Annotated in this window: 20 protein-coding genes; 16 read left to right on the top strand and 4 right to left on the bottom strand. The window is 49.1% G+C overall.

What is annotated here, in order from left to right:
• Positions 1 to 19: 19 nt before the first annotated feature.
• The gene (gene groL, locus DXA36_RS09130; RefSeq protein WP_118678371.1) at positions 20 to 1,642 is read left to right on the top strand and encodes a chaperonin GroEL; all 1,623 of its coding nucleotides are present in this window, start codon (positions 20 to 22) and stop codon (positions 1,640 to 1,642) included.
• A gap of 193 nt (positions 1,643 to 1,835) precedes the next feature.
• Here groL and DXA36_RS09125 read toward each other — a convergent pair whose 3' ends face one another.
• Entirely contained in the window at positions 1,836 to 2,732 is an 897-nt protein-coding gene (locus tag DXA36_RS09125) for a GGDEF domain-containing protein (RefSeq protein ID WP_118678369.1), read from the bottom strand.
• Between the two features lie 177 nt (positions 2,733 to 2,909).
• On the opposite strand from DXA36_RS09125, the gene DXA36_RS09120 reads away from it, so the two are divergent.
• The 8 genes from DXA36_RS09120 to DXA36_RS09080 all read left to right on the top strand — a co-directional run bounded on the left by DXA36_RS09120 (position 2,910) and on the right by DXA36_RS09080 (position 13,993).
• Positions 2,910 to 3,668 carry a YdcF family protein gene (locus DXA36_RS09120; RefSeq protein ID WP_243114597.1) on the top strand — a complete coding sequence of 253 codons (759 nt, stop codon included), beginning with the start codon at positions 2,910 to 2,912 and terminating at the stop codon, positions 3,666 to 3,668.
• Between the two features lie 123 nt (positions 3,669 to 3,791).
• Entirely contained in the window at positions 3,792 to 4,316 is a 525-nt protein-coding gene (locus DXA36_RS09115; protein WP_118678367.1) for an adenine phosphoribosyltransferase, read from the top strand.
• Between the two features lie 270 nt (positions 4,317 to 4,586).
• The gene (locus DXA36_RS09110; RefSeq protein ID WP_243114601.1) at positions 4,587 to 6,848 is read left to right on the top strand and encodes a RelA/SpoT family protein; all 2,262 of its coding nucleotides are present in this window, start codon (positions 4,587 to 4,589) and stop codon (positions 6,846 to 6,848) included.
• 4 nt (positions 6,849 to 6,852) lie between these two features.
• Positions 6,853 to 7,524 carry an MBL fold metallo-hydrolase gene (locus tag DXA36_RS09105; RefSeq protein ID WP_118678365.1) on the top strand — a complete coding sequence of 224 codons (672 nt, stop codon included), beginning with the start codon at positions 6,853 to 6,855 and terminating at the stop codon, positions 7,522 to 7,524.
• A 162-nt stretch (positions 7,525 to 7,686) separates the two neighbouring features.
• Positions 7,687 to 9,171, top strand: a complete 1,485-nt coding sequence (gene hemZ, locus DXA36_RS09100) for a coproporphyrinogen dehydrogenase HemZ (protein WP_118678363.1) — start codon at positions 7,687 to 7,689, stop codon at positions 9,169 to 9,171.
• Between the two features lie 190 nt (positions 9,172 to 9,361).
• On the top strand, positions 9,362 to 10,621 hold the full coding sequence (gene hisS / locus DXA36_RS09090) for a histidine--tRNA ligase (protein ID WP_118678359.1): 1,260 nt from the start codon (positions 9,362 to 9,364) through the stop codon (positions 10,619 to 10,621).
• Between the two features lie 23 nt (positions 10,622 to 10,644).
• Entirely contained in the window at positions 10,645 to 12,441 is a 1,797-nt protein-coding gene (aspS, locus tag DXA36_RS09085; protein ID WP_118678357.1) for an aspartate--tRNA ligase, read from the top strand.
• Positions 12,442 to 12,451: 10 nt separating this feature from the next.
• Positions 12,452 to 13,993: a diguanylate cyclase gene (locus tag DXA36_RS09080; protein WP_147366563.1), complete on the top strand. Its 1,542-nt coding sequence runs from the start codon at positions 12,452 to 12,454 to the stop codon at positions 13,991 to 13,993.
• Positions 13,994 to 14,003: 10 nt separating this feature from the next.
• Here DXA36_RS09080 and DXA36_RS09075 read toward each other — a convergent pair whose 3' ends face one another.
• The gene (locus DXA36_RS09075; RefSeq protein WP_118678353.1) at positions 14,004 to 15,212 is read right to left on the bottom strand and encodes a DUF4190 domain-containing protein; all 1,209 of its coding nucleotides are present in this window, start codon (positions 15,210 to 15,212) and stop codon (positions 14,004 to 14,006) included.
• A gap of 196 nt (positions 15,213 to 15,408) precedes the next feature.
• Between DXA36_RS09075 and DXA36_RS09070 the strand changes: the two genes are divergently transcribed.
• The 3 genes from DXA36_RS09070 to DXA36_RS09060 all read left to right on the top strand — a co-directional run bounded on the left by DXA36_RS09070 (position 15,409) and on the right by DXA36_RS09060 (position 19,187).
• Positions 15,409 to 16,236 carry a peptidoglycan recognition protein family protein gene (locus DXA36_RS09070; protein ID WP_182478989.1) on the top strand — a complete coding sequence of 276 codons (828 nt, stop codon included), beginning with the start codon at positions 15,409 to 15,411 and terminating at the stop codon, positions 16,234 to 16,236.
• An 11-nt stretch (positions 16,237 to 16,247) separates the two neighbouring features.
• Positions 16,248 to 18,119: a GH25 family lysozyme gene (locus DXA36_RS09065; RefSeq protein WP_118678351.1), complete on the top strand. Its 1,872-nt coding sequence runs from the start codon at positions 16,248 to 16,250 to the stop codon at positions 18,117 to 18,119.
• Between the two features lie 144 nt (positions 18,120 to 18,263).
• The gene (locus tag DXA36_RS09060; RefSeq protein WP_182478988.1) at positions 18,264 to 19,187 is read left to right on the top strand and encodes an AEC family transporter; all 924 of its coding nucleotides are present in this window, start codon (positions 18,264 to 18,266) and stop codon (positions 19,185 to 19,187) included.
• A 57-nt stretch (positions 19,188 to 19,244) separates the two neighbouring features.
• On the opposite strand, the gene DXA36_RS09055 is transcribed toward DXA36_RS09060, so the two are convergent.
• The gene (locus tag DXA36_RS09055) at positions 19,245 to 19,790 is read right to left on the bottom strand and encodes an N-acetylmuramoyl-L-alanine amidase family protein (protein ID WP_118678347.1); all 546 of its coding nucleotides are present in this window, start codon (positions 19,788 to 19,790) and stop codon (positions 19,245 to 19,247) included.
• A gap of 312 nt (positions 19,791 to 20,102) precedes the next feature.
• On the opposite strand from DXA36_RS09055, the gene DXA36_RS09050 reads away from it, so the two are divergent.
• Entirely contained in the window at positions 20,103 to 20,732 is a 630-nt protein-coding gene (locus DXA36_RS09050) for a hypothetical protein (protein WP_118678345.1), read from the top strand.
• A 125-nt stretch (positions 20,733 to 20,857) separates the two neighbouring features.
• On the opposite strand, the gene DXA36_RS09045 is transcribed toward DXA36_RS09050, so the two are convergent.
• On the bottom strand, positions 20,858 to 22,201 hold the full coding sequence (locus tag DXA36_RS09045) for an HlyC/CorC family transporter (RefSeq protein ID WP_118678573.1): 1,344 nt from the start codon (positions 22,199 to 22,201) through the stop codon (positions 20,858 to 20,860).
• A 178-nt stretch (positions 22,202 to 22,379) separates the two neighbouring features.
• On the opposite strand from DXA36_RS09045, the gene DXA36_RS09040 reads away from it, so the two are divergent.
• The 3 genes from DXA36_RS09040 to scfB all read left to right on the top strand — a co-directional run bounded on the left by DXA36_RS09040 (position 22,380) and on the right by scfB (position 24,720).
• Positions 22,380 to 22,754 (top strand): TIGR04086 family membrane protein, encoded by a 375-nt coding sequence (locus DXA36_RS09040; protein WP_118678571.1) that lies wholly within the window; start codon positions 22,380 to 22,382, stop codon positions 22,752 to 22,754.
• A 222-nt stretch (positions 22,755 to 22,976) separates the two neighbouring features.
• On the top strand, positions 22,977 to 23,120 hold the full coding sequence (gene scfA, locus DXA36_RS09035) for a six-cysteine ranthipeptide SCIFF (RefSeq protein WP_009250044.1): 144 nt from the start codon (positions 22,977 to 22,979) through the stop codon (positions 23,118 to 23,120).
• A 184-nt stretch (positions 23,121 to 23,304) separates the two neighbouring features.
• Positions 23,305 to 24,720, top strand: a complete 1,416-nt coding sequence (gene scfB / locus DXA36_RS09030) for a thioether cross-link-forming SCIFF peptide maturase (protein WP_118678343.1) — start codon at positions 23,305 to 23,307, stop codon at positions 24,718 to 24,720.
• Positions 24,721 to 24,739: the final 19 nt, after the last annotated feature.

Raw genomic sequence — 24,739 nt, 5'->3', positions numbered from 1 at the left:
ATCAGGAGGCGTTTAAATCATGGCAAAAGAAATTAAATACGGTGCAGAAGCCCGTGCGGCTCTGGAATCCGGAGTAGATCAGTTAGCAGATACCGTCAGAGTGACCCTTGGACCGAAAGGAAGGAACGTAGTTCTCGACAAATCCTACGGCGCACCCCTTATTACCAACGACGGTGTAACCATCGCAAAGGAAATCGAACTGAAGGATGCCTTTGAAAACATGGGTGCACAGCTGGTTAAGGAAGTGGCAACCAAGACGAACGATGTGGCAGGTGATGGTACCACAACAGCAACCGTACTGGCACAGGCAATGGTTAATGAAGGAATGAAGAACCTGGCAGCAGGAGCGAACCCGATCATCCTTAGAAAAGGTATGAAGAAAGCTACCGAATGTGCAGTGGAAGCAATTGCAAAGATGAGCTCCAAAATTAACGGTAAAGAGCATATCGCAAGGGTTGCCTCTATTTCCGCAGGCGATGATGAAGTGGGAACCATGGTTGCAGACGCTATGGAAAAGGTTTCCGGAGACGGTGTTATCACCATCGAAGAAAGCAAGACCATGATGACGGAACTGGATCTGGTAGAAGGTATGCAGTTTGACAGAGGATATGTTTCCGCTTATATGTGCACCGATATGGACAAAATGGAAGCAAACCTGGAAAACCCTTATATCCTCATCACCGATAAGAAGATCTCCAACATCCAGGAAATCCTTCCTCTGCTGGAGCAGGTGGTACAGAGCGGCGCCAAGCTGTTAATTATCGCTGAAGATGTTGAGGGTGAAGCCCTTACGACTCTGATTGTAAATAAACTGCGCGGTACCTTCAATGTGGTAGCTGTTAAAGCGCCCGGCTACGGCGACAGAAGAAAAGAAATGCTGCAGGATATCGCAATTCTGACAGGCGGCAAGGTAATCAGTGAAGAACTGGGACTGGATCTGAAAGAAACACAGCTTATGGATCTGGGACGTGCTAAATCCGTTAAGGTTCAGAAGGAAAATACCGTTATCGTAGACGGCGAAGGAAGCAAGGACGAAATCCAGGCAAGAATCGCTCAGATTAAAATGCAGATTGAAGAAACTACCTCTGATTTTGACAGAGAGAAACTTCAGGAAAGACTTGCCAAGCTGGCAGGCGGCGTAGCGGTTATCCGTGTTGGTGCTGCGACGGAAACAGAAATGAAGGAAGCCAAGCTTCGTATGGAAGATGCCCTGGCTGCAACAAGAGCTGCAGTGGAAGAAGGTATCATCGCAGGCGGCGGATCCGCTTATATCCACGCATGCAAGGATGTTTCCAAACTGGCTGAGGGTATGGACGGAGACGAAAAGACCGGCGCAAGAATCGTTCTGAAAGCTCTGGAAGCACCTTTGTTCCACATCGCCGCCAATGCAGGACTGGAAGGCAGTGTTATCATCAACAAGGTAAAAGAAATGGAAGTTGGCATGGGCTTCGATGCTCTGAAGGAAGAGTATGTGAACATGGTTGACGCAGGAATCCTTGATCCTGCCAAGGTTACCAGAAGCGCACTGCAGAATGCAACAAGCGTTGCATCCACGCTGCTGACTACAGAAACTGTTGTTGCAGATATTAAAGAGGATCTGCCCCCCGCACCTGCCGGAGCAGGCGGAATGGGAATGATGTAAGAAGATGTAACATCTGAGACAGATCGGAATTGTTACAGGCAGACATCAGATAATTGAAAACAGAACCCTATGATGCTGCGGCCGTTTGATTACGGCCGCAGTTTTTATTCCTGCGGGCAACGGCCAGGCGGATGCACCTGCATGGACCTAAAAGTTCTATTGTCATAAAAAAGCTTCCGCCGCGGCGGAAGCCCTAAAAACAACAGGTTACAAAATTACCTTTTCCATTTTCCTTTGCCTGATACATTGCCTTATCCGCCGCCCGGTAATAATCAAAATAGGAAGGGGCATACTCTTTATTGACGGCGGCCCCGATGCTGACGCTAACAGGAATACAGTTCTCGCTTAATTCCCTGGTTCGGCGGAGGATCTCGGAACAAATTCTCTGTACCAGATTCTCATCATCCGTATTATAGGCGAAAAGGCCGAATTCGTCTCCTCCTATCCGGTAAACCGTATCTGTTTTCCGGCATACACAGCGCAGTATGGTGGCGAAATGATGCAGAATCTCATCTCCCTGGCAATGGCCGTATGTATCGTTGATAACTTTAAAGTTGTCAATATCAAAAACAAACATGGCATTGCGGGTGGAAGAGCTTTGCTGCATGAGATTATTCTGGATCAGCTGTCTGCCCGCGGCGGCATTATAAATGCCGGTATGGCTGTCCATGTTGGCCAGATGCTGGAGCTTAAGCCTTTGGTGTACCTCATAGTCAATGTCCTGGAAAAAACCGACTGCCTGCATCTGCCCGGAAACACAATCCGCGAAGGAGGTAAAAACTGCACGGTACCAGTGATAGTCCCTGCACGTGCCAAGCCGGGCCAGAAGTTCGGCGGTAAGGGTACAGTCCTGGACTTCCAGCGAATGAAACAGATGGGAAAGGGCGGGAAGATAATCCGGGTGAAGCAGGCCTGTATCAACAAGTCCCTGTGCGCCGTTTGTAATCCTGTCAGGAAGCCCGCAGCGCAGCGCTGCCTCCGGTTCCGGAAACAAGGCGTGCGTCTGGATATCATATTCCCATATCATATCTGCGAAATTCTGGAGCAGAATTCCCAGTTTTTGTGAACTTAAATCCCATTCTTTTTTCATTCGTTGGTTTCCACCGTCTTTCTGTTTATATCTTACTTCTATCGTATCACCCTTTCCGATGCCCTGCAATCTGGCAGAGAACGTAATATTTCGACAAAAGGAGACAAAAACAGGACTTTTATGTTAGAATAATTAAATCTGTTGTAACTATGAAAACGGGATGGAAAGAGAGGGAACATGAAAAAAATGACATATATAGTAATCGCTTTGGGAATTCTTTGTCTGCTTTATTGCGCGGGAATACTTATTTCCGGTGTTTACGGCTCCTGGTTTTTCCTTATATGGGGGATAGCGGGAACCGGTTTCCTCGCCCTGGCCTGGTTATACCAGCATGGTGTATGGCTGCAGCTTCCGGGAGGAATGCGGAAGCTGATGATCGCTGTCGTACTTCTGGGGGCGGCGGTGTTCCTGTTTGTGGAGGGACTGCTGATCAGCAGATTTTCCAGTAAGGGCGTGCCGGATCTGGATTATCTGATCGTACTCGGTGCACAGATGCGGGAGAGCGGACCGAGCAAGGCCCTGGCACTGCGTCTGGATACGGCGGCCGCTTATCTGGTGGAAAACGAAGGGACGCTCGTGGTGGTGTCAGGCGGAAAGGGGAGCAATGAACCGGTGAGCGAGGCGCAGGGAATGTATGACTATCTGACCGCAAAGGGAATTGCACCGGACAGAATCCTGCTGGAGGATCGATCCACCAATACCAAAGAAAACCTGGAGTATTCCCGCAGCCTGATTCCGGAGGAGGCTTCCGTAGGAATCGTAACCAATAACTTTCACGTATACCGCAGCACCAGACTGGCTGCCAGTCAGGGATATTCCACCGTCTATGGCCTGGCCGCCCCTTCGGATACCGCCATGCAGGCCAACAATATGGTACGGGAATTTTTCGGCGTCATAAAAGACCTTCTCTATGGAAATATGACCCTTGGATGGTAATAGATCAGTCGGCCCATTGATAAGCAGGCAAATACGGACATTTTGGTCGGTTGACTTATCTGGGGAGAAATAATATAATAAAATATAGTTTTTTAGGGAAAAATGACCAGAAGGAGAAGCGCCATGAAGAAACTGGAAGAGTATGTGAGATGTATCCCGGATTTCCCGGAGGAAGGAGTTATGTTCAGGGACGTAACCAGTGTCCTGCAGGATGCGGACGGCCTGCATCTGGCTATTGATACCATGCAGGAACTGATAGATGATCTGGAATTTGACGTGGTAGTGGGACCGGAATCCAGAGGATTTATTTTCGGAACGCCTATCGCTTACAATAATCATAAACCCTTCGTTCTTATCCGGAAAAAGGGAAAGCTTCCCTGTGAAACCGCTTCCATGGAGTATGATCTGGAGTATGGCACTGCTGTTATTGAGATTCACAAGGATGCTATCCGTCCTGGTCAGAAAATTCTGATAGTGGATGATCTTATCGCTACCGGCGGTACTACGGAGGCGATGATCCGCCTGGTGGAAGAGCTGGGCGGAGAAGTGGTCGGAGTCGTCGTCCTTATGGAGCTTGCGGGCTTGAAGGGACGGGAAAAGCTGGCAGGATACCGTCTGGAATCCGCCATTTGCTTTGAAGGAAAGTAAGACAGCAGGGCAGGGAGTGTATGGGATGGAAGCGATGTCCCGCACTCTATGGAATCCAGTAACCAGATCAATATAATGCAGCGCCGGTGATGATATATGAATATGACGGATGAAAAGATAACGGATAAGGTGCAGGCCGTGGCTCCCACAGAAACGGCCGTGCTGCCGGAAGAAAAAAGTAAAATTGTGTATGAGGGCGGCGGCAGTCTTGCCCGCGGACAGAGAAAGAAAGGCAGAGGCCTGGTTCTTGACGACGGACGGATTGAAGCCATGAAAGAATATTTAAGTCCTGAGGAGCTTTATCAGGACCTTATTTCCCGTGTGCGCAGATATCATCCGTCGGACGATATTTCCATGATAGAGAAGGCCTATAAAATTGCCTATGCCGCCCATGAAGGGCAGGTGCGCAAGTCCGGGGAGCCTTATATCATCCATCCCTTATGTGTCGCCATAATCCTTGCGGATTTGGAACTGGATAAGGAAACGATTGAAGCGGGGCTTCTTCACGATGTGGTGGAAGACACCATCATGACCGAGGAAGAAATCGAAAAGGAATTCGGGCCGGATGTCGCCCTGCTGGTGGACGGCGTTACCAAGCTGCAGCAGATCAATTTCCCCAGTGACAAGGGAAACGGGGATAATAAAACGGCGGATCAGCAGGAAATGCAGGCGGAGAACCTGCGTAAAATGTTCCTTGCCATGGCAAAGGATATCCGGGTTATCATGATAAAGCTGGCCGACCGCCTCCATAATATGAGAACCCTGAAATACCAGCCTCCGGCCAAACAGCAGAAAATTGCCAGGGAAACCATGGAAATCTATGCGCCTATCGCCCAGCGCCTGGGCATATCCAAAATTAAGGTGGAGCTGGATGACCTTTCCCTGAAATATCTGGAGCCGGATGTCTATTATGATCTGGTGGACAAAATAGCCGTCCGCAGAAGCGAGCGGGAAGAGTATATCCAGCAGATCGTGGATGAAGTGACGGAACATATGAAAAATGCAGGCATCAAGTCCCAGATTGACGGACGTGTGAAGCATTTCTTCAGCATCTATAAAAAAATGAAAAACCAGAGCAAGACGCTGGATCAGATTTACGATTTGTTCGCCGTGCGTATTATTGTGGATTCGGTAAAGGACTGCTATGCAGCCCTTGGTGTCATCCACGAAATGTATAAACCTATACCCGGCCGATTCAAAGACTATATTGCCATGCCAAAGGCCAATATGTACCAGTCTCTGCATACCACGGTAATCGGCAGTTCCGGCCAGCCTTTCGAAATCCAAATCCGTACCATGGAAATGCATAAGGCGGCGGAATTTGGTATTGCCGCACATTGGAAATACAAAGAAGCCTCTGACGGCAAGAAGGTGGCGGCCCAGGAAGAAGAAAAGCTGGCCTGGCTGCGCCAGATTCTGGAATGGCAGAGGGATATGTCCGACAATAAGGAATTCATGAATCTGCTGAAAAGCGATTTGGATCTGTTTTCCGACAGCGTTTACTGCTTTACCCCTACCGGTGATGTAAAGACACTGCCGGCGGGCAGCACCCCTATTGATTTTGCCTACAGCGTGCATACCGCCGTGGGAAACAAGATGATCGGAGCCAGGGTAAACGGCAAGCTTGTCACCATTGATTATGAAATCCAGAACGGCGATCGGATAGAGATCCTCACTTCCCAGAATTCCAAAGGCCCCAGCCGGGACTGGCTGAATCTGGTAAAGAGCACACAGGCCAAAAACAAGATCAACCAATGGTTTAAGAACGAGTTCAAAGAAGAAAATATCATAAAAGGAAAGGAAATGCTGAACGCTTACTGTAAAGCCAAAAGCGTGAACATTTCCGATATCATGAAGCCTCCTTATATGGAAGCCCAGATGAAAAAATATGGGTTTAAGGACTGGGAATCCCTTTTGGCAGCTGTTGGCCATGGCGGGTTGAAGGAAGGCCAGATTATCAACCGTATGCAGGAGCTGTATGACAAGGACCATCCCAAGGTGCTGAGCAATGAGGAGGTGCTTGCCAACGTGGCGGAAAACGCCCAGGCAAGGCAGATGCTTCCCCGCGCAAAGAGTAAGAACGGTATTGTGGTTAAGGGGATCCATGACGTGGCGGTACGTTTTTCCAAGTGCTGTTCCCCGGTCCCGGGTGATGAAATTATCGGTTTTGTTACCAGGGGAAGAGGAATTTCCATCCACAGGACAGACTGCGTGAATGTCATCAATCTGCCGGAAGTGGAACGGGCGAGACTGATCGATGCAGAATGGGAGGCTTCCCCGGATAACAGGGCAGGTGAAAAATACCTGGCGGAAATCAATATTTACGCCAATAACCGCAGCGGCCTGCTGGCTGATATCTCCAGGGCCCTTACAGAAAAGAACATCGATATCCTCTCAATGAATACAAGGACCAATAAACAGGGAATGGCCACCCTGTCCGCATCCTTTGAAATCAGCAGCAGAGATGAGCTGATCCGTATCATCGATAAGATCCGGACAATAGACAGCATAATTGATATAGAAAGAAGTTAAACACATGGCGAATTTGAAAATAGGGCGCATGGTTCTCAGCATGTGCCAGACCAATTGTTATTTTGTATATAAGGAATCACAGAATTCCGGGACAGAGGCCCAAGCCGGTGCCGGGAAAGAAACGGATGTGGTTCTGGTGGATCCGGCAGACCAGGGAAGGCAGATTTATGAAGCCCTTAAAGGGAAAGGATTTCATGTATCTGCCATTCTGCTTACCCATGGCCATTTCGATCATATCTGGGGAGCCAATGAACTCCGTAAGCTTTCAGGCGCTCCCATTTATGCTTATGAGCAGGAAAAAGAGGTATGCGAAAACGCCGCAATGAATGTATCGGATCAGGCCGGCAGGCCGGAAACCGTCGTTCCCGATTATTATCTTGAGGATGGAGAGCTGCTGGAGCTTGCCGGAATGCGTTTCCGCCTTCTTGCAACACCGGGCCATACCAAGGGAAGCTGCTGCTATTATATAGAAGAGGAAAAGATCCTGCTGTCCGGGGATACCCTGTTTGAGGGATCCGTGGGAAGAACGGATTTCCCTACCGGAAGCATGAGCAGCCTGGTACGATCCATCAAGGAAAAACTGCTGGTGCTTCCCGGAGACGTGACCGTATATCCCGGACATGGGGATCAGACCACTATCGGTGATGAAAAGAAATATAATCCCTATTGCCAGTGAAAGGAACAGATTATTTTGATGATAAAGTACAAGAGGATGCCTATCCTTTACTTAACAAATAAGTGACGGCATCTGTTATCAGAAACATCAGTACAAACCAATCGGCAAAGGCTGGATTGGTTTTACTCATGTTTATCTATGAATGGGGAAGGAAAGCATGAAATGCTGGCAGTAAGGCTGAATAAAGCACAATTTGAATATGATATCCATTCCATCATAAAGGCCTTTTATCCGGCGGAGACGGTGAAGGTTTTTGAAGAGGGGACGAAGGATTTTGAATCGGACGGGGAGAATCCGCGGATTTTTATCCGGTTTGGCAGCGAAGCAATACAGGTGGAACTGTCGGGAGCGGAATATGAGGCTGTATTGAGCAGGCCGGAGGAACGGCCTGTGGTTAAAAATGAATTAAAGCAGCTGTTGTACCGTATCCTTTCGGAATATACAGGAAAACAGCTGCCCTGGGGAACGCTCACCGGAATCCGGCCCACAAAAATTGCCATGCAGTTCCTGGAGTCCGGGGCAGCCGGCGGAAACGAAGGAACGGGTTCCGGGCGGCCTTCCACAGAGGAGGAGATCCTGGATTATATGAAGGAGACCTATTATTGCAGTGAAGAAAAAGCGCTGCTCGCTATTGATATAGCCAGGAGGGAAAAACGGATATTGGCGGATATCCATTATGATAAAGGATACAGTCTGTATATAGGCATTCCTTTCTGCCCTACTACCTGCCTTTACTGTTCTTTTACCTCATTTCCTATCTTTTCCTGGAAAACCAGAGTGGGGGAATATCTTTCCGCGCTGGAGAAAGAAATCGATTTTGTCAGAGAAGCATGCAGGGATAAGATCTTAGACAGTGTTTATATCGGAGGGGGAACACCCACCACACTGGAACCCGAAGAGATGAGGCGGCTTCTTAAAAAGATAAGGGAGTCCTTTGATTTTTCCCAGGTAAAAGAATTTACCGTAGAGGCCGGCCGTGCGGACAGCATTACCCGTGACAAGCTTAGGGTGATGAAAGAGTATGGCGTAACCCGGATATCGGTAAATCCGCAGACCATGAACCAGGAAACCCTGGACTTAATCGGAAGGCGGCATTCGGTGGAGCAGGTGGAGGAAGCGTTCCGCGTGGCCAGAGAAGAAGGCTTTACCAATATCAATATGGATCTGATTCTTGGGCTTCCCGGAGAAACGAAGGCGCATGTGGAACATACGATGGAAGCCGTTAAGCGGCTGCATCCCGACAGCCTTACCGTCCATTCCCTGGCTATTAAACGGGCTTCCAAAATGAGTCTCTGGATAGAAGAAAACGGGCTTGAAACTCTCCATAATACGGATGAGACCATGGAAATTGCTGCGAAAGGCGCAGAAGAATTGGGGATGAAGCCTTATTACCTGTACCGCCAGAAAAACATGTCCGGCAATTTTGAAAACGTAGGCTATGCCACGGAAGGAAATTACGGAATCTATAATATTCTTATTATGGAAGAAAAGCAGACCATCATGGCGCTGGGCGCAGGGACTATTTCCAAATCGGTATATCCGGACGGCAGGATAGAACGTTGTGACAGCGTAAAGGATGTGGCTCTCTATATTGAAAAAATCGATGATATGATAGACAGAAAACGACGGCTTCTTCAGATGCAGTAGTACAGGCAGAGTCGGAACTTTCCCTTGAAAAAGAAAGGGAAAAAGTGTAAAATCGGTGTAGCTGTTCAGCGGCTCTGTGTACGTGCTGTGCTGGCAGTAAAAGAATGTGCCGCGGAAACGAAGGACAGACAGGCAACAGTTAAAATGGAAGGTTTCGGACAGAATGGAACCAGGAAAGGAACGAATAATTATGGCATTGAACAAGAAACCGGTAACAGGAATGAAGGATATTCTGCCGGCTGAGATGCAGCTGAGAGATTATGTGATTGGCGTAATAAAAGACACATATGGCAAATTCGGGTTTACCTCGATCGAAACGCCTTGTATGGAAAACATCGCAAACCTGACAAATAAGCAGGGCGGCGATAATGAAAAGCTGATATTTAAAATATTGAAAAGAGGGGAAAAGCTGAACCTGGAAACGGCAAAGGAGGAGGCTGATTTAGTAGACGGCGGCCTGCGTTATGATTTGACGGTTCCTCTGGTACGTTTTTATTCCAACAATGCCAGCCAGCTGCCAACGCCCTTTAAGGCGCTGCAGATGGGAAATGTGTGGCGTGCGGACAGACCCCAGAGAGGACGTTACCGCCAGTTTATGCAGTGCGATATCGATATTTTCGGGGAACCCTCCAATCTGGCGGAAATAGAGCTGATTCTGGCAACCACCACCACGCTGGGTAAGCTCGGTTTCAAAAATTTCCAGATCCGCATCAATGAGCGCCGGATTCTTAAGGCTATGGCGGCTTACAGCGGATTTCCGGAGGAAAGCTTTGATTCTGTATTTATTATCCTGGATAAAATGGATAAAATCGGACTGGACGGCGTGGCAAAGGAACTGCTGGAATGCGGTTTCAGCCAGGAAAACGTGGATAAATATCTGGGCCTGTTCAGAGGGCTGGAGGAAGCTTCGGATGGTCTCGGCTATCTGAAGGAGACTCTTTCGGGTTTTCTGGATGAGGAAATTGCTGACAATCTAAGTGAGATAACGGAAAGTGTCAGCGCAACAAAGACAGGGGAGTTTGCTATTGTATTCGATCCGACCCTGGTACGCGGAATGTCCTATTATACCGGAACGATATTCGAAATCGCGATCCCGGAGTTCGGGGGAAGCTGCGGAGGCGGAGGCCGTTATGATAAGATGGTGGGCAAATTTACAGGCAATGATGTTCCTGCCTGCGGATTTTCTATTGGTTTTGAACGGATTATCCTGCTTCTGATGGAAAATGGTTTCCAGATTCCCGGAAAGCCCGGGAAAACAGCGTTCCTTATTGAAAAGGGAGTGTCCGGGGACGAGCTGTGCAAGGTGATTGCCCAGGCCCAGGAAGAACGGGCAAAGGGGACCCAGGTACTGGTGGCACGGATGAATAAAAACAAAAAGTTCCAGAAGGAACAGCTTATGAAGGAAGGCTGGGAGGAATTCAGGGAATTTTACCAGAATCCTTTAAAATAAATCTTAAGATGAAGGAGACAGACATGCTAAAGTCAATGAAAGGGCTGAAAAGAACCCACAGATGCGGGGAATTGTCCGCAGCTAATGTGGGAGAAACCGTTACCGTAATGGGATGGGTAGCCAAGCAGAGAAATAAAGGCGGAATTATATTTGTTGATATGAGGGATCGTTCCGGTATCCTCCAGGTGATTTTTGAAGAGAGCGACGCGGGTGCGGAAGGCTTTGCCATAGCGGAGAAGCTGCGCAGTGAATATGTGGTTGCGGTTGTGGGGAAAGTAGAAAAGAGAGCCGGTGCGGTTAATGAAAACCTGGCAACCGGTGAAATTGAAGTACGGGCATCCCAGGTACGCATTTTATCCGAAGCGCTGACCCCTCCGTTCCCCATTGAGGAAGAGTCCAAAACCAAGGAAGAGCTGCGTCTGAAATACCGTTATCTGGATTTAAGAAGGCCGGATCTGCAGAGCAAAATCATTCTGCGAAGCAAGATAACAATGGCAATCCGGGAATTTATGTCTAAAGAAGGATTCCTGGAGATCGAAACCCCTATGCTGACCAAATCCACACCGGAGGGAGCGAGGGATTATCTGGTTCCCAGCCGTGTGCATCCGGGAAACTTTTATGCATTACCCCAGTCTCCCCAGATTTTCAAACAGCTTTTGATGTGCTCCGGCTATGATCGCTATTTCCAAATCGCCAGATGCTTCCGGGATGAAGATCTGCGTGCGGACAGACAGCCGGAATTCACACAGGTGGATATGGAGCTGTCCTTTGTAGATGTGGATGATGTAATCGAAGTGAATGAAAAGCTGCTGAAATATATCTGTATGGAAGCGATTGGACTGGATGTGCAGCTGCCTATTGCCCGGATACCTTGGCAGGAAGCCATGGACCGCTTTGGCTCCGATAAGCCGGATACCCGGTTCGGAATGGAATTGGTGGATGTTTCCGGCGTTGTTGCCGGCTGCGGCTTCGGTGTATTTACCACTGCCCTGGAAAACGGCGGCTCCGTAAGGGGTATCAATGCCAAAGGACAGGCGGAAATGCCCAGAAAGAAAATCGATGCCCTTGTGGATTTTGCAAAGGGCTATGGTGCAAAAGGCCTTGCTTATCTGTGTGTTCTTCCTGACGGGAGCTATAAATCCTCCTTTGCTAAATTTATGACGGAGGATCAGCTGAAAGCCCTGGTGGAAGCTATGGGGGGAGAACCCGGCGATCTTCTGCTGTTTGCGGCGGATAAGAATTCCATTGTCTGGAATGTACTGGGCGGCCTGAGACTGGAGCTGGGAAAACAGATGAACCTGATTGACAACAGCAAGTTCCATTTCCTTTGGGTTACGCAGTTCCCTCTTTTCGAGTGGAGCGAAGAAGAAAACCGGTATATGGCGATGCATCACCCGTTTACCATGCCTATGGAAGAGGATTTGGAGATGCTGGAGACGGATCCCGGTAAGGTGCGTGCAAAGGCATACGATATCGTATTGAATGGTACGGAGCTGGGCGGAGGAAGTGTCAGGATTTCTGACGATAAGATCCAGGAGCGGATGTTTGAGGCACTTGGATTTACTAAAGAGAGCGCATATGAGCGTTTCGGATTCCTTCTGGATGCTTTCAAATATGGAGTGCCGCCTCATGCGGGCCTGGCTTATGGGCTTGACCGTCTGGTTATGCTTCTCACCGGCGCGGAAAGTATCCGTGAGGTAATTGCATTCCCGAAGGTAAAGGATGCTTCCTGTCTGATGACGGAGGCACCGAATGTAGTTGACGGGAAGCAGCTGGAGGAACTGGGTATCTCTATCAATCCTATAGAAGAAAAGGAATAAGAGTATAGACTTGGCAGCGAAACAGGAACCCCTGGATAGATTACAGGAACAATTATTGCATGCGTCCCATGTGGACGAAATCTATGATCATCTGATGGAAACAGCGGCCGGGCTCACGCAATACGAGGGGCTGGCGCTGTTCATACGGAAGGGGGATACCTCTGTCTTTGAACAGAAGAGGCTTGTGGGCCGGTTTCCCATTATCCCCGGAAAGCTGGAAGAGGAACTGTTTGACAGTCCCTTTCTTAGCCGAGCCTTCGGCGCACAAATAGCCGGTGAAATGATCTATGAAGGCAGAAAATTTGGTTTCTTTCTTGTGCCCTGCCAAACAAAAGAGGAAAAGGAGCCGCAGGAGGAAAAGAACCTGCGTCTCCTTTGTACGTTGGGAATGCTGTCGCTGAAAAATGCATGGAATGCCGGGGAAGCCTGGAAAAATTTTGTGACGGATGATGTGACAGGCGCTTATAACCGCAGATATCTGTTGAAACGGCTGCGTGAGGATATGGGGAATTCCATACATCAGGCGGCTTTAATTGATATTAATGTGGATGATTTCAAACTCTACAACGAAATGTACGGCTATATGCGCAGCGATACGCTGCTGCAGTTTGTGGCGGAGATCATCCGGGAGGAGAAAAGCCCGGAAGGGGAACTTTACCGTTTTGGCGCGGATGAGTTCCTTTTACTGGAACAGCAGATGACGGAGGCGGAGGCTTTGGAGACTGCCGAGCGTATCCGGAAAAAAATCAGGCTGGTGAGCCGGGAAAGAAATAAAGTGATCCATCAGCTCACTGTGAGCTGCGGCATTGTCCTGTATCCTGAAAATATCGGTGCAAAAGAGGATTTGCTGGGAAGCTGCGCCCGTGCGGTGTATTATGCGAAAACAAGGGGGAAGAACCAGACGGCGCTCTGGAGGAAGGAAGACCGTCCCAGAGAGGGATCCGGCTATTACCGGAGTTCCTTTGAAAAAATAGCGCCTACGATCTATGCGCTGATGGCTGCGGTAGATGCAAAGGATCAGATCACCTTCCGTCATTCCCTGAAGGTATCGGAATATGCCACAGTCCTTGCCCAGGCGCTGGAACTCAAGGAGGAGGAAGTGGAGATCATCCGGGAAGCAGGGCTTTTGCATGATATCGGAAAAATCGGCATTCCGGAGAACATCCTGAAAAAACAGACCTTTCTTACGGAAGAGGAATATGCCGTCATGAAAGAGCATGTGAAGAACGCGGTGGAAATGATCCGCTTCCTCCCGGATATGAATTATATGCTGCCTGCCGTGATTGCCCATCATGAACGGTATGACGGAAAAGGCTATCCTACCGGTATTGCCGGGGATGCTATCCCTTTGGGAGGCCGCTGCCTTGCCCTTGCGGACAGCTTTGACACGATGACCGCAAGAAGGCCGTATAAAGAACCGATGCAGATATCCTATGCGGTGAAAGAGCTTGAAAAAGGAAAGAATACCCAGTTTGACCCCTATCTGACGGATGTGTTCCTGCAGCTGATAGAGGAAGGAAAAATCCGTGTATGGTGCAGACAGGACGGATAGGAGGGGAACCTCAGTCAGGGTAAATCGTCGTGCTGTTCACGATGATTTCGTAATCATCAAATTCCAAATCGTTGTAATCCGAGTCATAGGGGACTGAAAAATCCACGTTGGCCGATTCTCCCATATCGGTTATGTATTGGGAGTTCATACCGACAGCATTGCCGTCTTTATAATATAGACATACCAGTTCCACGGAATCAAATACCATGCCGGTTGGGTTGGTAATGGATGCAAGAACCCCGCCGCCGGCTCCCGTATTGGATTGGATCTGGAACTGTGAGCCATAGTTCCTGCCGTAGTACTTGTAGTCCACCTCTTTTGCCAGAGTGTTAATTTCATACCGGCTGTAAGGAAGGCTGTTATAATCCTTGTCATACGGATAGGAAACATCCACTGCCGCTTTGCCGCCTGCAGCACAGCCCCATATATAGCTGTTCCTCAAAAACAGCAGATCGTCATTTTCATCATAATAGGTTACTGTGATTTCCAGCTCTACATCAACGTTGTTTTTGTTTTCATAAAGAAGGATCAGCCCTCTTGACGTCTCGTAATCCGTCTGGGTGATATTGGGCATCAGCACGCCGCTGGCCGCACTTTCCTCTGCGGTCGGAACGTATATTTTCTGGTCAATCCCCCGGGCCGAGCGATCCTGGCTTACCCCTATCCCATAATAAACAAGGAAGGTGAGGAGGATGGAAAGAACCGCCAGTACCATTCCGGCCACAGGCATCCCTTTTTTACGGCTGTTCTGTACCAGGGATATAATACCCAGTATAATAGCCAGGACATCAAAAGCGATACCGACAAACAGGACACCGGTCAGGAAACCCAGTATACCCAGGACCAGACAGGCAATAGCCAGGCCGCTGCTGCGGTTGGAGGAGTAAATCCCTCCGCTCCCCTGATTATAAGGCATATTAGGCTGATAAGGCCCATTGGGATAATTGGGGCCTGAAGGAAAGGGACTGTTGCCGGCAAAAGGATCCCCTGCGGAAAAAGGGGCGCCGTTATTGGAATATTGGGAGTCATAACTGCCGGGGCCCGCCTGTCCGGAATAGGGGGCATAATCCTGGCCGCTGTAGTAGGTGCGGGATGTCTGCGGATCATAATACTGCTGCTGGCCGGTCTGGTTGCTGTCTGGCCGCCCGTTATCCGGCCGGCCCCATTGTCCTGTATTGTCAGTAGGGCCAAAGCCCTGTCCATTTTCATTTTCGTACATTTTTTATCCCTCATTTTCGTTTACGTCTGATATGTATTATAAGACATTTGAGTAATTTTGGAAATAGAAGAATCAATTTTAAAGAAAACTTCATTATTTATTAAATAAAAAATCCCGGTTTTCCTGCTATACTATTATCATATGATTCAAACGCCGTGTGAAAACGGCAGATAAAAATCCAAAGGATGAAAAAGGCATGGCAAAACGAGGGGTACAGACGGGCAGAAGATATTATCCGGGCACGAATACAGGTGCTGCGGCCAGGGAACTGGAATATATTGATATAACGCTGCGGGAGCCGCCGCAGCGGCGAAAGAGGAGCAGGGAAGAGATCCTTGCCAGGAGAAGGAAACGGCGCCGGCAGCGCATAATCGCCCGTACCGTTCTGGTAAGCGGGATTCTGGTTACCGGGATTCTTCTGGGTTTCCTCTTATGGAAGGCGATCGGGATAATACAGGAAAGCGGTGCCTTTACCCGGTTCCCGGATGCGGAACGGACGGAACTTATCCGGGAAAATGATACAAGCAAACCGGCGATTACCGAAAATTTCCTTACGGTAAACCCTTATTCCCGGCCGGGGGAACCATTGGACGGGGTAAAAAATATATTTGTTCACTATACGGCGAATAAGAACACGTCGGCCAGCCAGAACCGGAGTTATTTTGAAAACCTGGGAATTACCGGGGAAACCTCCGCCAGCGCACATTTTATCATTGGGTATGAGGGAGAGATCATCCAGTGCCTGCCCTTGAATGAAATCGGCTATGCCGTAAAGACCAGGAACTATGATTCCATATCCATAGAGTGCTGTTATCTGGATGAGAATGGTAAATTTACAGATGCGACATATCAGTCGCTCATCCGGCTGACGGCCTGGCTGCTTAAGGAATATAAGCTGACTCCGGAGGATGTGCTGCGCCATTATGATGTGGGCGGTAAGAAATGTCCGCTTTATTTTGTGGAACATGAGGACAGCTGGGAGCGGTTCCGGCAGGATTTGACCGAGTATATTCTGGAAAAATAACGAGGGATACTATGGACGGGCGAAAAAAGAAAGGGAAACACAAAAAGCGCAGGAACCGGGACGGCGCGTTCCTTGTTTTGGCAGCGGGGGTGGCTGTGCTCCTGGTGGCGGCGCTTGTGACGGTCATTTTACGGGTTTCTTCCGGAGATAAAAGCCGGGAAACGGGAAACCTGACGGAGAACACTGCGGAATCTGCCGGTACAGAGGAAACTGCTGCGGGGAGTATTCCGGCAGCGGAGGAAAGCGTGGGGACGGAAACGGAACATACCGAAGAGGCTGCCGGAAAGGGCAGCATTACTGCGGTGGCGGCTGAAGTGGGAAGCATGGAGGATGAAGAGGATCCGCAGAAATCCTCCGATGCCTCCGGGCAGGGAAGCGGTGCTTTTGCAGCGATTACCGCAGACACCCTGAAGCCTGAAGACGGAGAGACGGCGGAGGCTACCCTGGGAATTGACGTATCCAAATATCAGGGCGGGAATATCGACTGGACGGCGGTAAAAGAGGCCGGGATTGACTTTGTCATCGTACGCGTGGGATACCGGACCAAGGCCACGGGTATTATATATGAGGATCCCACTGCAAGATACAACATGCAGGAGGCACAGAAAAACGGGATTAAAGTAGGCGCGTATTTCTTTTCCTCAGCGGTGTCGGAGCAGGAAGCAAAGGAGGAAGCCTCCTGGTTGGCCTCTTTTATTTCCCAATATAGAATCACCTACCCGGTTGCCTATAACTGTGAGGATTTTAAATCACAGGACAGCAGACAGTACGGACTGGATAAAACCGCCCGCACCAATATTGCATCGGCGTTTCTCGACACCATACAGGCAGCGGGATATACCCCCATGTTTTATGCCTCAAAAAATGAAATGGAAGGCAGCGCCGACTGGGATATGGATGTGCTGGGAAGCAGATATAAGATATGGGTATCCCAGTATCCGGAAAAGCCCTTCCCGGATACGGCGGCTTCCACCTATTCCGGAAGGCATGATATGTGGCAGTATACCAGCCAGGGCCAGGTGGCGGGCATCGGGAAAAAGGTGGATGTGAATGTGGCTTATTTTGGCTACAGTAAGGAAGCGGAAGCCAAGGATCCTACGCCTGCGGAGGTGGTGGAGGCCAATCCGGAGGTGGGAATTATTTTTACGGAAACAGAGGAGACGGTTACCGCAAAAATAGAAACCAATCTGCGCACGGCGCCTACAACGGCAGAGGGGTCCCAGGTGGTGGATAAGCTGGTGAACGGACAGACAGCGACGCGGACCGGCGTGGGGAATAACGGCTGGTCCCGGCTGGAATACAACGGGCAGAAGGTCTACGCAGTCAGCAGTTTCCTGACCACGGATCTCACCTATCAGGCGCCCGTAAAGGAAGAGTCTCCTGTACAGGAAGGACCCGGTTATGAACCCGTAAACGAAATCGTAACGGCCAAGGATACAACGAACCTGCGCACAGGGCCGGGAACGTCGGAACAGGATACCATCGTCGCCACCATCCATTACGGGGATACGGTAACCAGAGTGGGAATCGGCAGCAACGGCTGGTCCCAGATCAGCTATAACGGACAGATCTTATACGCGGTTACCAGTTATCTTACAACGGATCTCAATTATAAAAACAGCACCACACCCACGCCGGATAATCCGGAGGCAGGCATTACCTTTACACCGGCCAATGATCTCGTTACAGCCAAAAGCGAGACAAACCTGCGTACAGTACCCAGTACGGACAGCCCGGATACGGTGGTCGGTATTCTTCACAACGGAGAAGTGGCGTCCCGGACCGGAATCGGAAGCAATGGATGGTCCCGTCTGACCGTGGGCGGACAGACAGTTTATGCGGTGACGAATTATCTGACAGGCGCCGGAGGCGATACACCGTAGTCTGCCATCCGTTGGGAATCCATATGGAAATACCGGAAAATCTGTGATACAATGCCATGTATAGGCCTGAAGAGATATCCCGCATACCGGCACGGACGGTATAGGCGGCAGACAAAGAAACGGGGCCGAGGGGGATTGGGATACATGGACACCTTTGTAGTGCTGCAGCAGATGCTGATACTTTTGGCGATGATGGCGATCGGGTATGTGAGTTACAGAAAGGACTGGCTGGACAGAAATGCATATGCGAAGCTTTCCAAAATTGTGGTGAACATCCTGAATCCCCTCATCATTATCAATGGGGTAATGGAACGGGATAACGGGGAAAACGGAGAAAAGATACTGCTGAATCTTGGTTTCATCGCTTTCTATTTCACGATCCTGATTCTGACGAGTTTTCTTGTGGTACGCTTGCTTAAGGTGGAAAAACGGCACGGCCATCTGTTCCGGATGATGATGGTTTTTTCTAATGTGGGATTCATGGCAATCCCGCTGATATCCAGCATTTATGGGGAAAAAAGCGTATTTTACGTTTCTTTTTATATCCTTGGCTTTAATCTCCTGCTGTATACATACGGGATTCGCTTAATATCCGGAAAGGCAGATGGGAAAAAAGAGAAGCTGCGGCTGGGGAAGCTTATGAATCCGGGGGTGGCGGCGTGCCTGGTGTCCATTGTGATTTTTGTCTGGCGGGTGCCGGTGGCGGACAGTGTAAAAAGCTTTGTCGGGTATATGGGGAATGCCGCCATTCCCATGTCGATGATGCTTATAGGGGCATCCATTGCCCAGGCGGATATCCGGGAACTGGTGAGCGATCTGAAAATATACGGACTTTTGGGCATCAAGCTTCTTGCTTTACCGATTGCGGCGGCTTTGCTGCTTAGAAATTCGGGCCTTCCCAATGAACTGACAGGGATTTTTATTTTCATGCTGGGAATGCCTGTAGCGAGCATAGTGGTTCCGCTGGCGGCGGAATACGGGGCGGATGAAACCTGCTGTACCCGGGGGACCGTGCTGAGTACGCTGTTTAGCATTATCACAATACCTCTGATATCCCTGTTTATGTAGGCGGAAATGATACGCCTGCCGGCGGGAAAACAGCCGGCAGGTGCGGATGTATCCTGCTTACCAGGTCCAGAGTGTTCCTGCGATACCGTCTGCAATGGCCCGGGCGGTGGCATCGAACTCTTGATCAAACAGCGCGTTGTCCTGATCGTTATTTATGAAGCCCACCTCCACCAGAACGGCGGGAATGTTGCTTTGACGCAATACCACCAGATTGGGGCGTTCATTGACACCCAGGTTCTTCCAGCCCACTTCTTCCAGCTGTCGGTTGATATTGGTGGCAATGGTGCCGGCCGGCAGCCAGGCATTGTATACCAGGCTTTCCACACCGCTGTATTGGTTGGGATAGGGACTGGAATTACGGTGAATGGAGATAAAGATGTCGGCGCCGGAAGCGTTGCCCTCAGCGGCCTTTTGATAAGGGGATTCATAGATGTCCTCTGTCCTTGCGTATATTACATTGAAACCGTAGCTCTCCAGAATATCGCCTACGGCGAGAGTGAGATTCAGGGTATCATCTTTTTCACGTCTTCCGTTGTATACGGCACCCGGATCCGATCCGCCGTGCCCCGCGTCAAGAAATATCGTATAAGTATAATCAGCCATAAAAAATCACCTGTATTTTCCTTGCTATTATTTTATGCTGTAAAAATCACCTTGTTCCAATTCGTCTGAAAAAGGCGGAGGTAAGAAAATTCCGATAAGGGAGGGGCGGAAAAAACGGCCGGAGTCCGGGCAGGATCCGTAAAGCGGCATAAGCTGCCGCGATCCTTTTTGCAAGAAAAGCGAATTTTCGTTTCAAGAAATGCCAATCTTTAGAAAAAATTGAGAATTTCCCCAATTGTTTTTTCAGATGCAGGAACTATGATAAGAGTACCGGGATAAACAAATACAACCCGGAGAAAAGAGTGGGGATGAATGAAAAAAGCAGGATTGATATTAGGATTACTTCTGGTGCTGGGAGCAGGAGCCTTTGCCTGCGGCAGGGCGGTACAAGTGCATGCGGCACCGGCAGCGGAAAATGACGTTGCGCAGGAGAAGTTAATTGCTTCTTATTACGACGGACAGCAGTCCAGAGCCTTCCAAATGCTTCATAAATCCATTTTCAGGAAATTGCTGGTGCAATGGGCGGGGGAGGCGGTGGATCCGGTCTGGAATTATGACAGCTTTACCGCGTATCAAATGCCTGATACCGAGGAAACCCGCCTGACGGAGACTGCAAAGCTGTACTGTTGTACTTATTCCGGTGCTGACGGTACATACGGATATGTGGTGGTTGCTTATGAAGGGAATGGTTTGACCAGGATAAGCCTGGAAAAGACCCCTTATCTTTTTGACCTGAAGGCCAATTGGGAAGCTGTTATGGCAGGATTGAAGGAAGCCGGCATCGATCCGGACTCGGCGGAAGCATCCAGAGTGAGAATTGCAGACGAAAATACGGAAAGTACGGCAGAGGCTGTGCGCATAACGGATGACAGCGGAAACAGTTGTCTGTTCCGGTTCGATGAAGAAGGCGTGGTATTTTTAACAGAAGAAGCCCCTGAATGAGTAAACGGACGGAAACAGAGGATGCTCCGCAGGCCGTCCTTATAGGAATCAGCGAGACTCCTTTGTATGAAACAGAAACGGGAAAGCACCCCAGAGGGGTGCTTTCCCGTTTTTTTTGCTGCCGATTAATCGGCGGATGCTTTTTCTTTATTTCCCCTGTCAAAAAGGGAATCCCGGGAATCGGTGTCTTCCTCGGATTCCTCTTCGGGATCGGCCGGTTCAGGCAGGGTCATCAGAACCTTGGTAATCCGGTTCTGCTGGACGTTTTCCACCCGCAGGGCGATGCCGGAATCCGTCGTTACCTCATCACCGGGTTCCGGCATGCGGTCAAGGATTTCTATGATAATACCGCCGATGGAGTCGTAATCTTCGCTTTCCAGTTCCGTATCCAGGGCATCGTTGATGTCATCGAGCTTCATACCGCCTTCCACCAGATACTGCCGTTCGCCGATTTCCTGAATCAGTTCGTCTTCATCCGCATCGTATTCGTCTCGGATTTCTCCCACGATTTCCTCCAGGAGATCCTCCAGCGTGATCATACCCGCGCAGGAACCGTATTCATTGAGCACAAAAGCCACATTAAACCGTTTTTCCCGCATTTCTATCATCAAATCAGCAGTTTTCTTATATTCATAAGTATAATAGGCATCCCGGAGAATATCCGTAATGCGGAAGTTTTCCCGATCTTCCACCAGAATAAAGTCCTTGATATTCACAAGGCCGATGATGTTGTCGTTATCATCCTGATATACAGGAATCCGGGTGTACATATATTCCTTAAACACACGGAGAAGCTCTTCATAGCCGGCCTCTACGCTTATGGTGCTCATATCGATACGGGGAATCATGATATCTTTGGCGACGGCATCGCTGAAGTCAAACACATTGTATATCATTTCCCTTTCTTCCGATTCGATGATACCGTCCTCGTGGCTGACATCCACATAGGTCTTTAAATCGGATTCGGTAATTTGATCCTTTTTCTTATTGGGATCCACATGCAGCAGTATCATGATGCCTACGGAAAGGCGATCCACAATGAAGATAAGAGGCGTTAACAGCTTCATCAATGTATAAACAACCCGTGCATAGGCCAGGGATATTTTTTCGGAACTCAGGGTTGCCGCATTCTTGGGAACGATTTCCCCGCAGAGCAGTACCACGAGAGTCAGGATGCCGGTAGCGATGCTGACCGCATAGTTTCCCCAGATTTTCATGGCCAGAGTAGTGGTGAGAGCGGAGGCGGACAGGTTAACCACGTTGTTGCCGATGAGGATGGAACTGAGCATCTTGCTGTAATTATCCAGAATTTTCTGGAGGATTACGGCACGCTTGTTTCCTTCTTCAATAAGCGTTCGCACACGCACCCGGTTGACGGTGGTGAGGGCGGTTTCCGCAGAAGAAAAGAATGCCGAGAGGGCAATGAGAACTACCAGAAAGACAAATTGTAGGACCGACGATGAATCCACGTAAAATTTCACTCCTTTTTTGTTTTGTGCCCGGCAAAGCCGAGACGGATTTTTCATAAGTTATAACTGTAATTATAGGAATCTTACAAAAATACAGAAGAAATGTCAAGCTAAACAGCAAATCCCAGGTATAAAATGCAGGGGGACAGGAATATATATGTGTCAAGGAGGAGCGGATATGGACAAAAAAGAAATCAGGAGCTCAAATATATTATTTCTTCTGAAGTGCCTGTTATTTTCCTACATATTGACAGGAGGCTTCCTGCTGCTGCTGGCGTTATTCCTTTACAAGTTTCAGCTGTCCGAAAAGGTTGTGTCCATCGCCATCATTGTTATCTATGTAATTGCCGTATTTTTTGCGGGCTTCATGACGGGAAAAAGGATGGGAAGCAAAAAATTCCTGTGGGGACTGGCGGTAGGACTGGCTTATTTTGCAGTCATGGCTCTTGTATCCCTGGCGGTGAATCATGAATTCAAAGATTTGGGCACACATTTTTTCACCACGCTGTCGATCTGTGCTGCGGGAGGAATGCTGGGAGGAATGCTCAGTTAGGGGCGTTTAGGGACACCGGAGCCTTTTGGCGGCAGTTCAGACCAGTCTGAACTGTTATGCAGCATGTACTTATTAAGCATGTACTTTTTTTGACAAAAATACTTTCCCTGAATAAAAAACTATGATATACTAGCTTAGACAATGGCGTCCGGCTTAAGGACGGTATTCTGTCCAGAGAAAGAGAGGCCGTTCAGACAGTTTCTCAAGTAAGGAGGCAATGGTATGAAACATATTAAAACACTGACCACAAGAGACTTAAAGGAATCCATGAAGAAGGGCGGCTGCGGCGAATGCCAGACATCCTGCCAGTCAGCATGCAAGACATCCTGTACAGTAGGAAACCAGAGCTGCGAGAAGATGAAATAAGCAGATTCTGAAGAAACCAAATAAGGTTTTTATAAGCAGCGATACCCATCGCTGCTTATTATACGTGAAGATGATCGGCGGGAGCCGTAAGCGGTTCCTGCCGGTGGTCGGCCGTGCAAGCGGAAAGAAAATGTAACTGTGAGGGTTACGGACAGTTGCAAGTAAACAGAAAGGAAGTTTTCCAGTGATACACCAGTACAAAAACAACGGCTACAACATCGTAATGGATGTAAACAGCGGAAGCGTACATGTTGTGGACGATTGTGTCTATGATGTGATACCACGGATTGAGGAGTGCATGAATAACGGCGTAAAGGATAAGGACGGGATTCTGGATACGCTGAAAAGGGAGGCCGTTTCTGCTGCAGGAGCGGCGGTTCCTGTGGGAAATGGTTCCTATACGGAAAGAGAGCTTGAAGAGGCCGTGGAGGAAATCCTGGAGCTTTATCAGGCAGGGCAGCTGTATACGGAGGATATTTATGAAAACTATATCGGTGCCTTTAAGGACAGGCAGACGGTGGTAAAGGCTCTTTGCCTGCATATTGCCCATGACTGTAACCTGGCCTGCCGTTACTGCTTTGCGGAAGAAGGGGAGTACCATGGAAGAAGGGCGCTGATGAGCTTTGAAGTGGGAAAGAAGGCCCTGGATTTCCTGGTTGCGAACTCCGGCAGCAGGGTGAACCTGGAGGTGGATTTTTTTGGCGGAGAGCCGCTGATGAACTGGCAGGTGGTAAAAGATCTGGTAGCTTACGGAAGAAGCCTGGAAGAACCCCATCACAAAAAATTCCGCTTTACACTGACAACCAACGGAATTCTTCTGAATGATGAAATCCAGGAATTTGTAAATAAAGAGATGTCAAATGTGGTTCTGAGTATAGACGGACGCAGGGAAATCAATGATAAAATGCGGCCTCACAGGGGCGGTCAGGGAAGCTATGAAACGATTGTCCCCAAATTTCAGAAGCTGGCGGAAAGCCGTGAACAGTTCAACTATTATGTGAGGGGAACCTTTACCCATAACAATCTGGACTTCGGCGAAGATGTGAAGCATCTGGCGGATCTGGGCTTTCAGCAGATATCCGTGGAGCCGGTGGTGGCGGATCCTTCCGAAGATTATGCGCTCAGGGAAGAGGATCTGCCCGTACTCCTGGAAGAGTATGATAAGCTTGCTGTGGAACTGATCAAAAGGCAGAAAGAAGGAAAAGGCGTTAATTTCTTCCACTTTATGATCGATTTAAGCGGCGGACCCTGTGTGGCGAAGCGTCTGTCCGGGTGCGGTTCCGGAACGGAATATCTGGCGGTGACCCCTTGGGGGGATTTCTACCCCTGTCATCAGTTTGTGGGCAAGGAAGAATTCCTGATGGGAAATGTGGACACGGGGATTGTCCGGACGGATATCCGGGATGAATTCAAATGCTGCAATGTATATGCCAAGGAAAAATGTAAGGATTGTTTTGCCAAGTTTTACTGCAGCGGGGGCTGCGCAGCCAATTCCTATAATTTTACAGGCGGCATAAACGGGACCTACGATTTGGGATGTGAACTCCAGAAAAAGCGCATTGAATGTGCGATTATGATAAAAGCGGCACTGGCCGACTAGAATGAAGGAGATAAAAAGC

Source organism: Eisenbergiella sp. OF01-20, from assembly GCF_003478085.1.
GTDB lineage: Bacteria > Bacillota > Clostridia > Lachnospirales > Lachnospiraceae > Eisenbergiella.
Note: the sequence above shows the minus strand (reverse complement) of the source record. Positions and strands in the feature narration are given on the sequence as shown.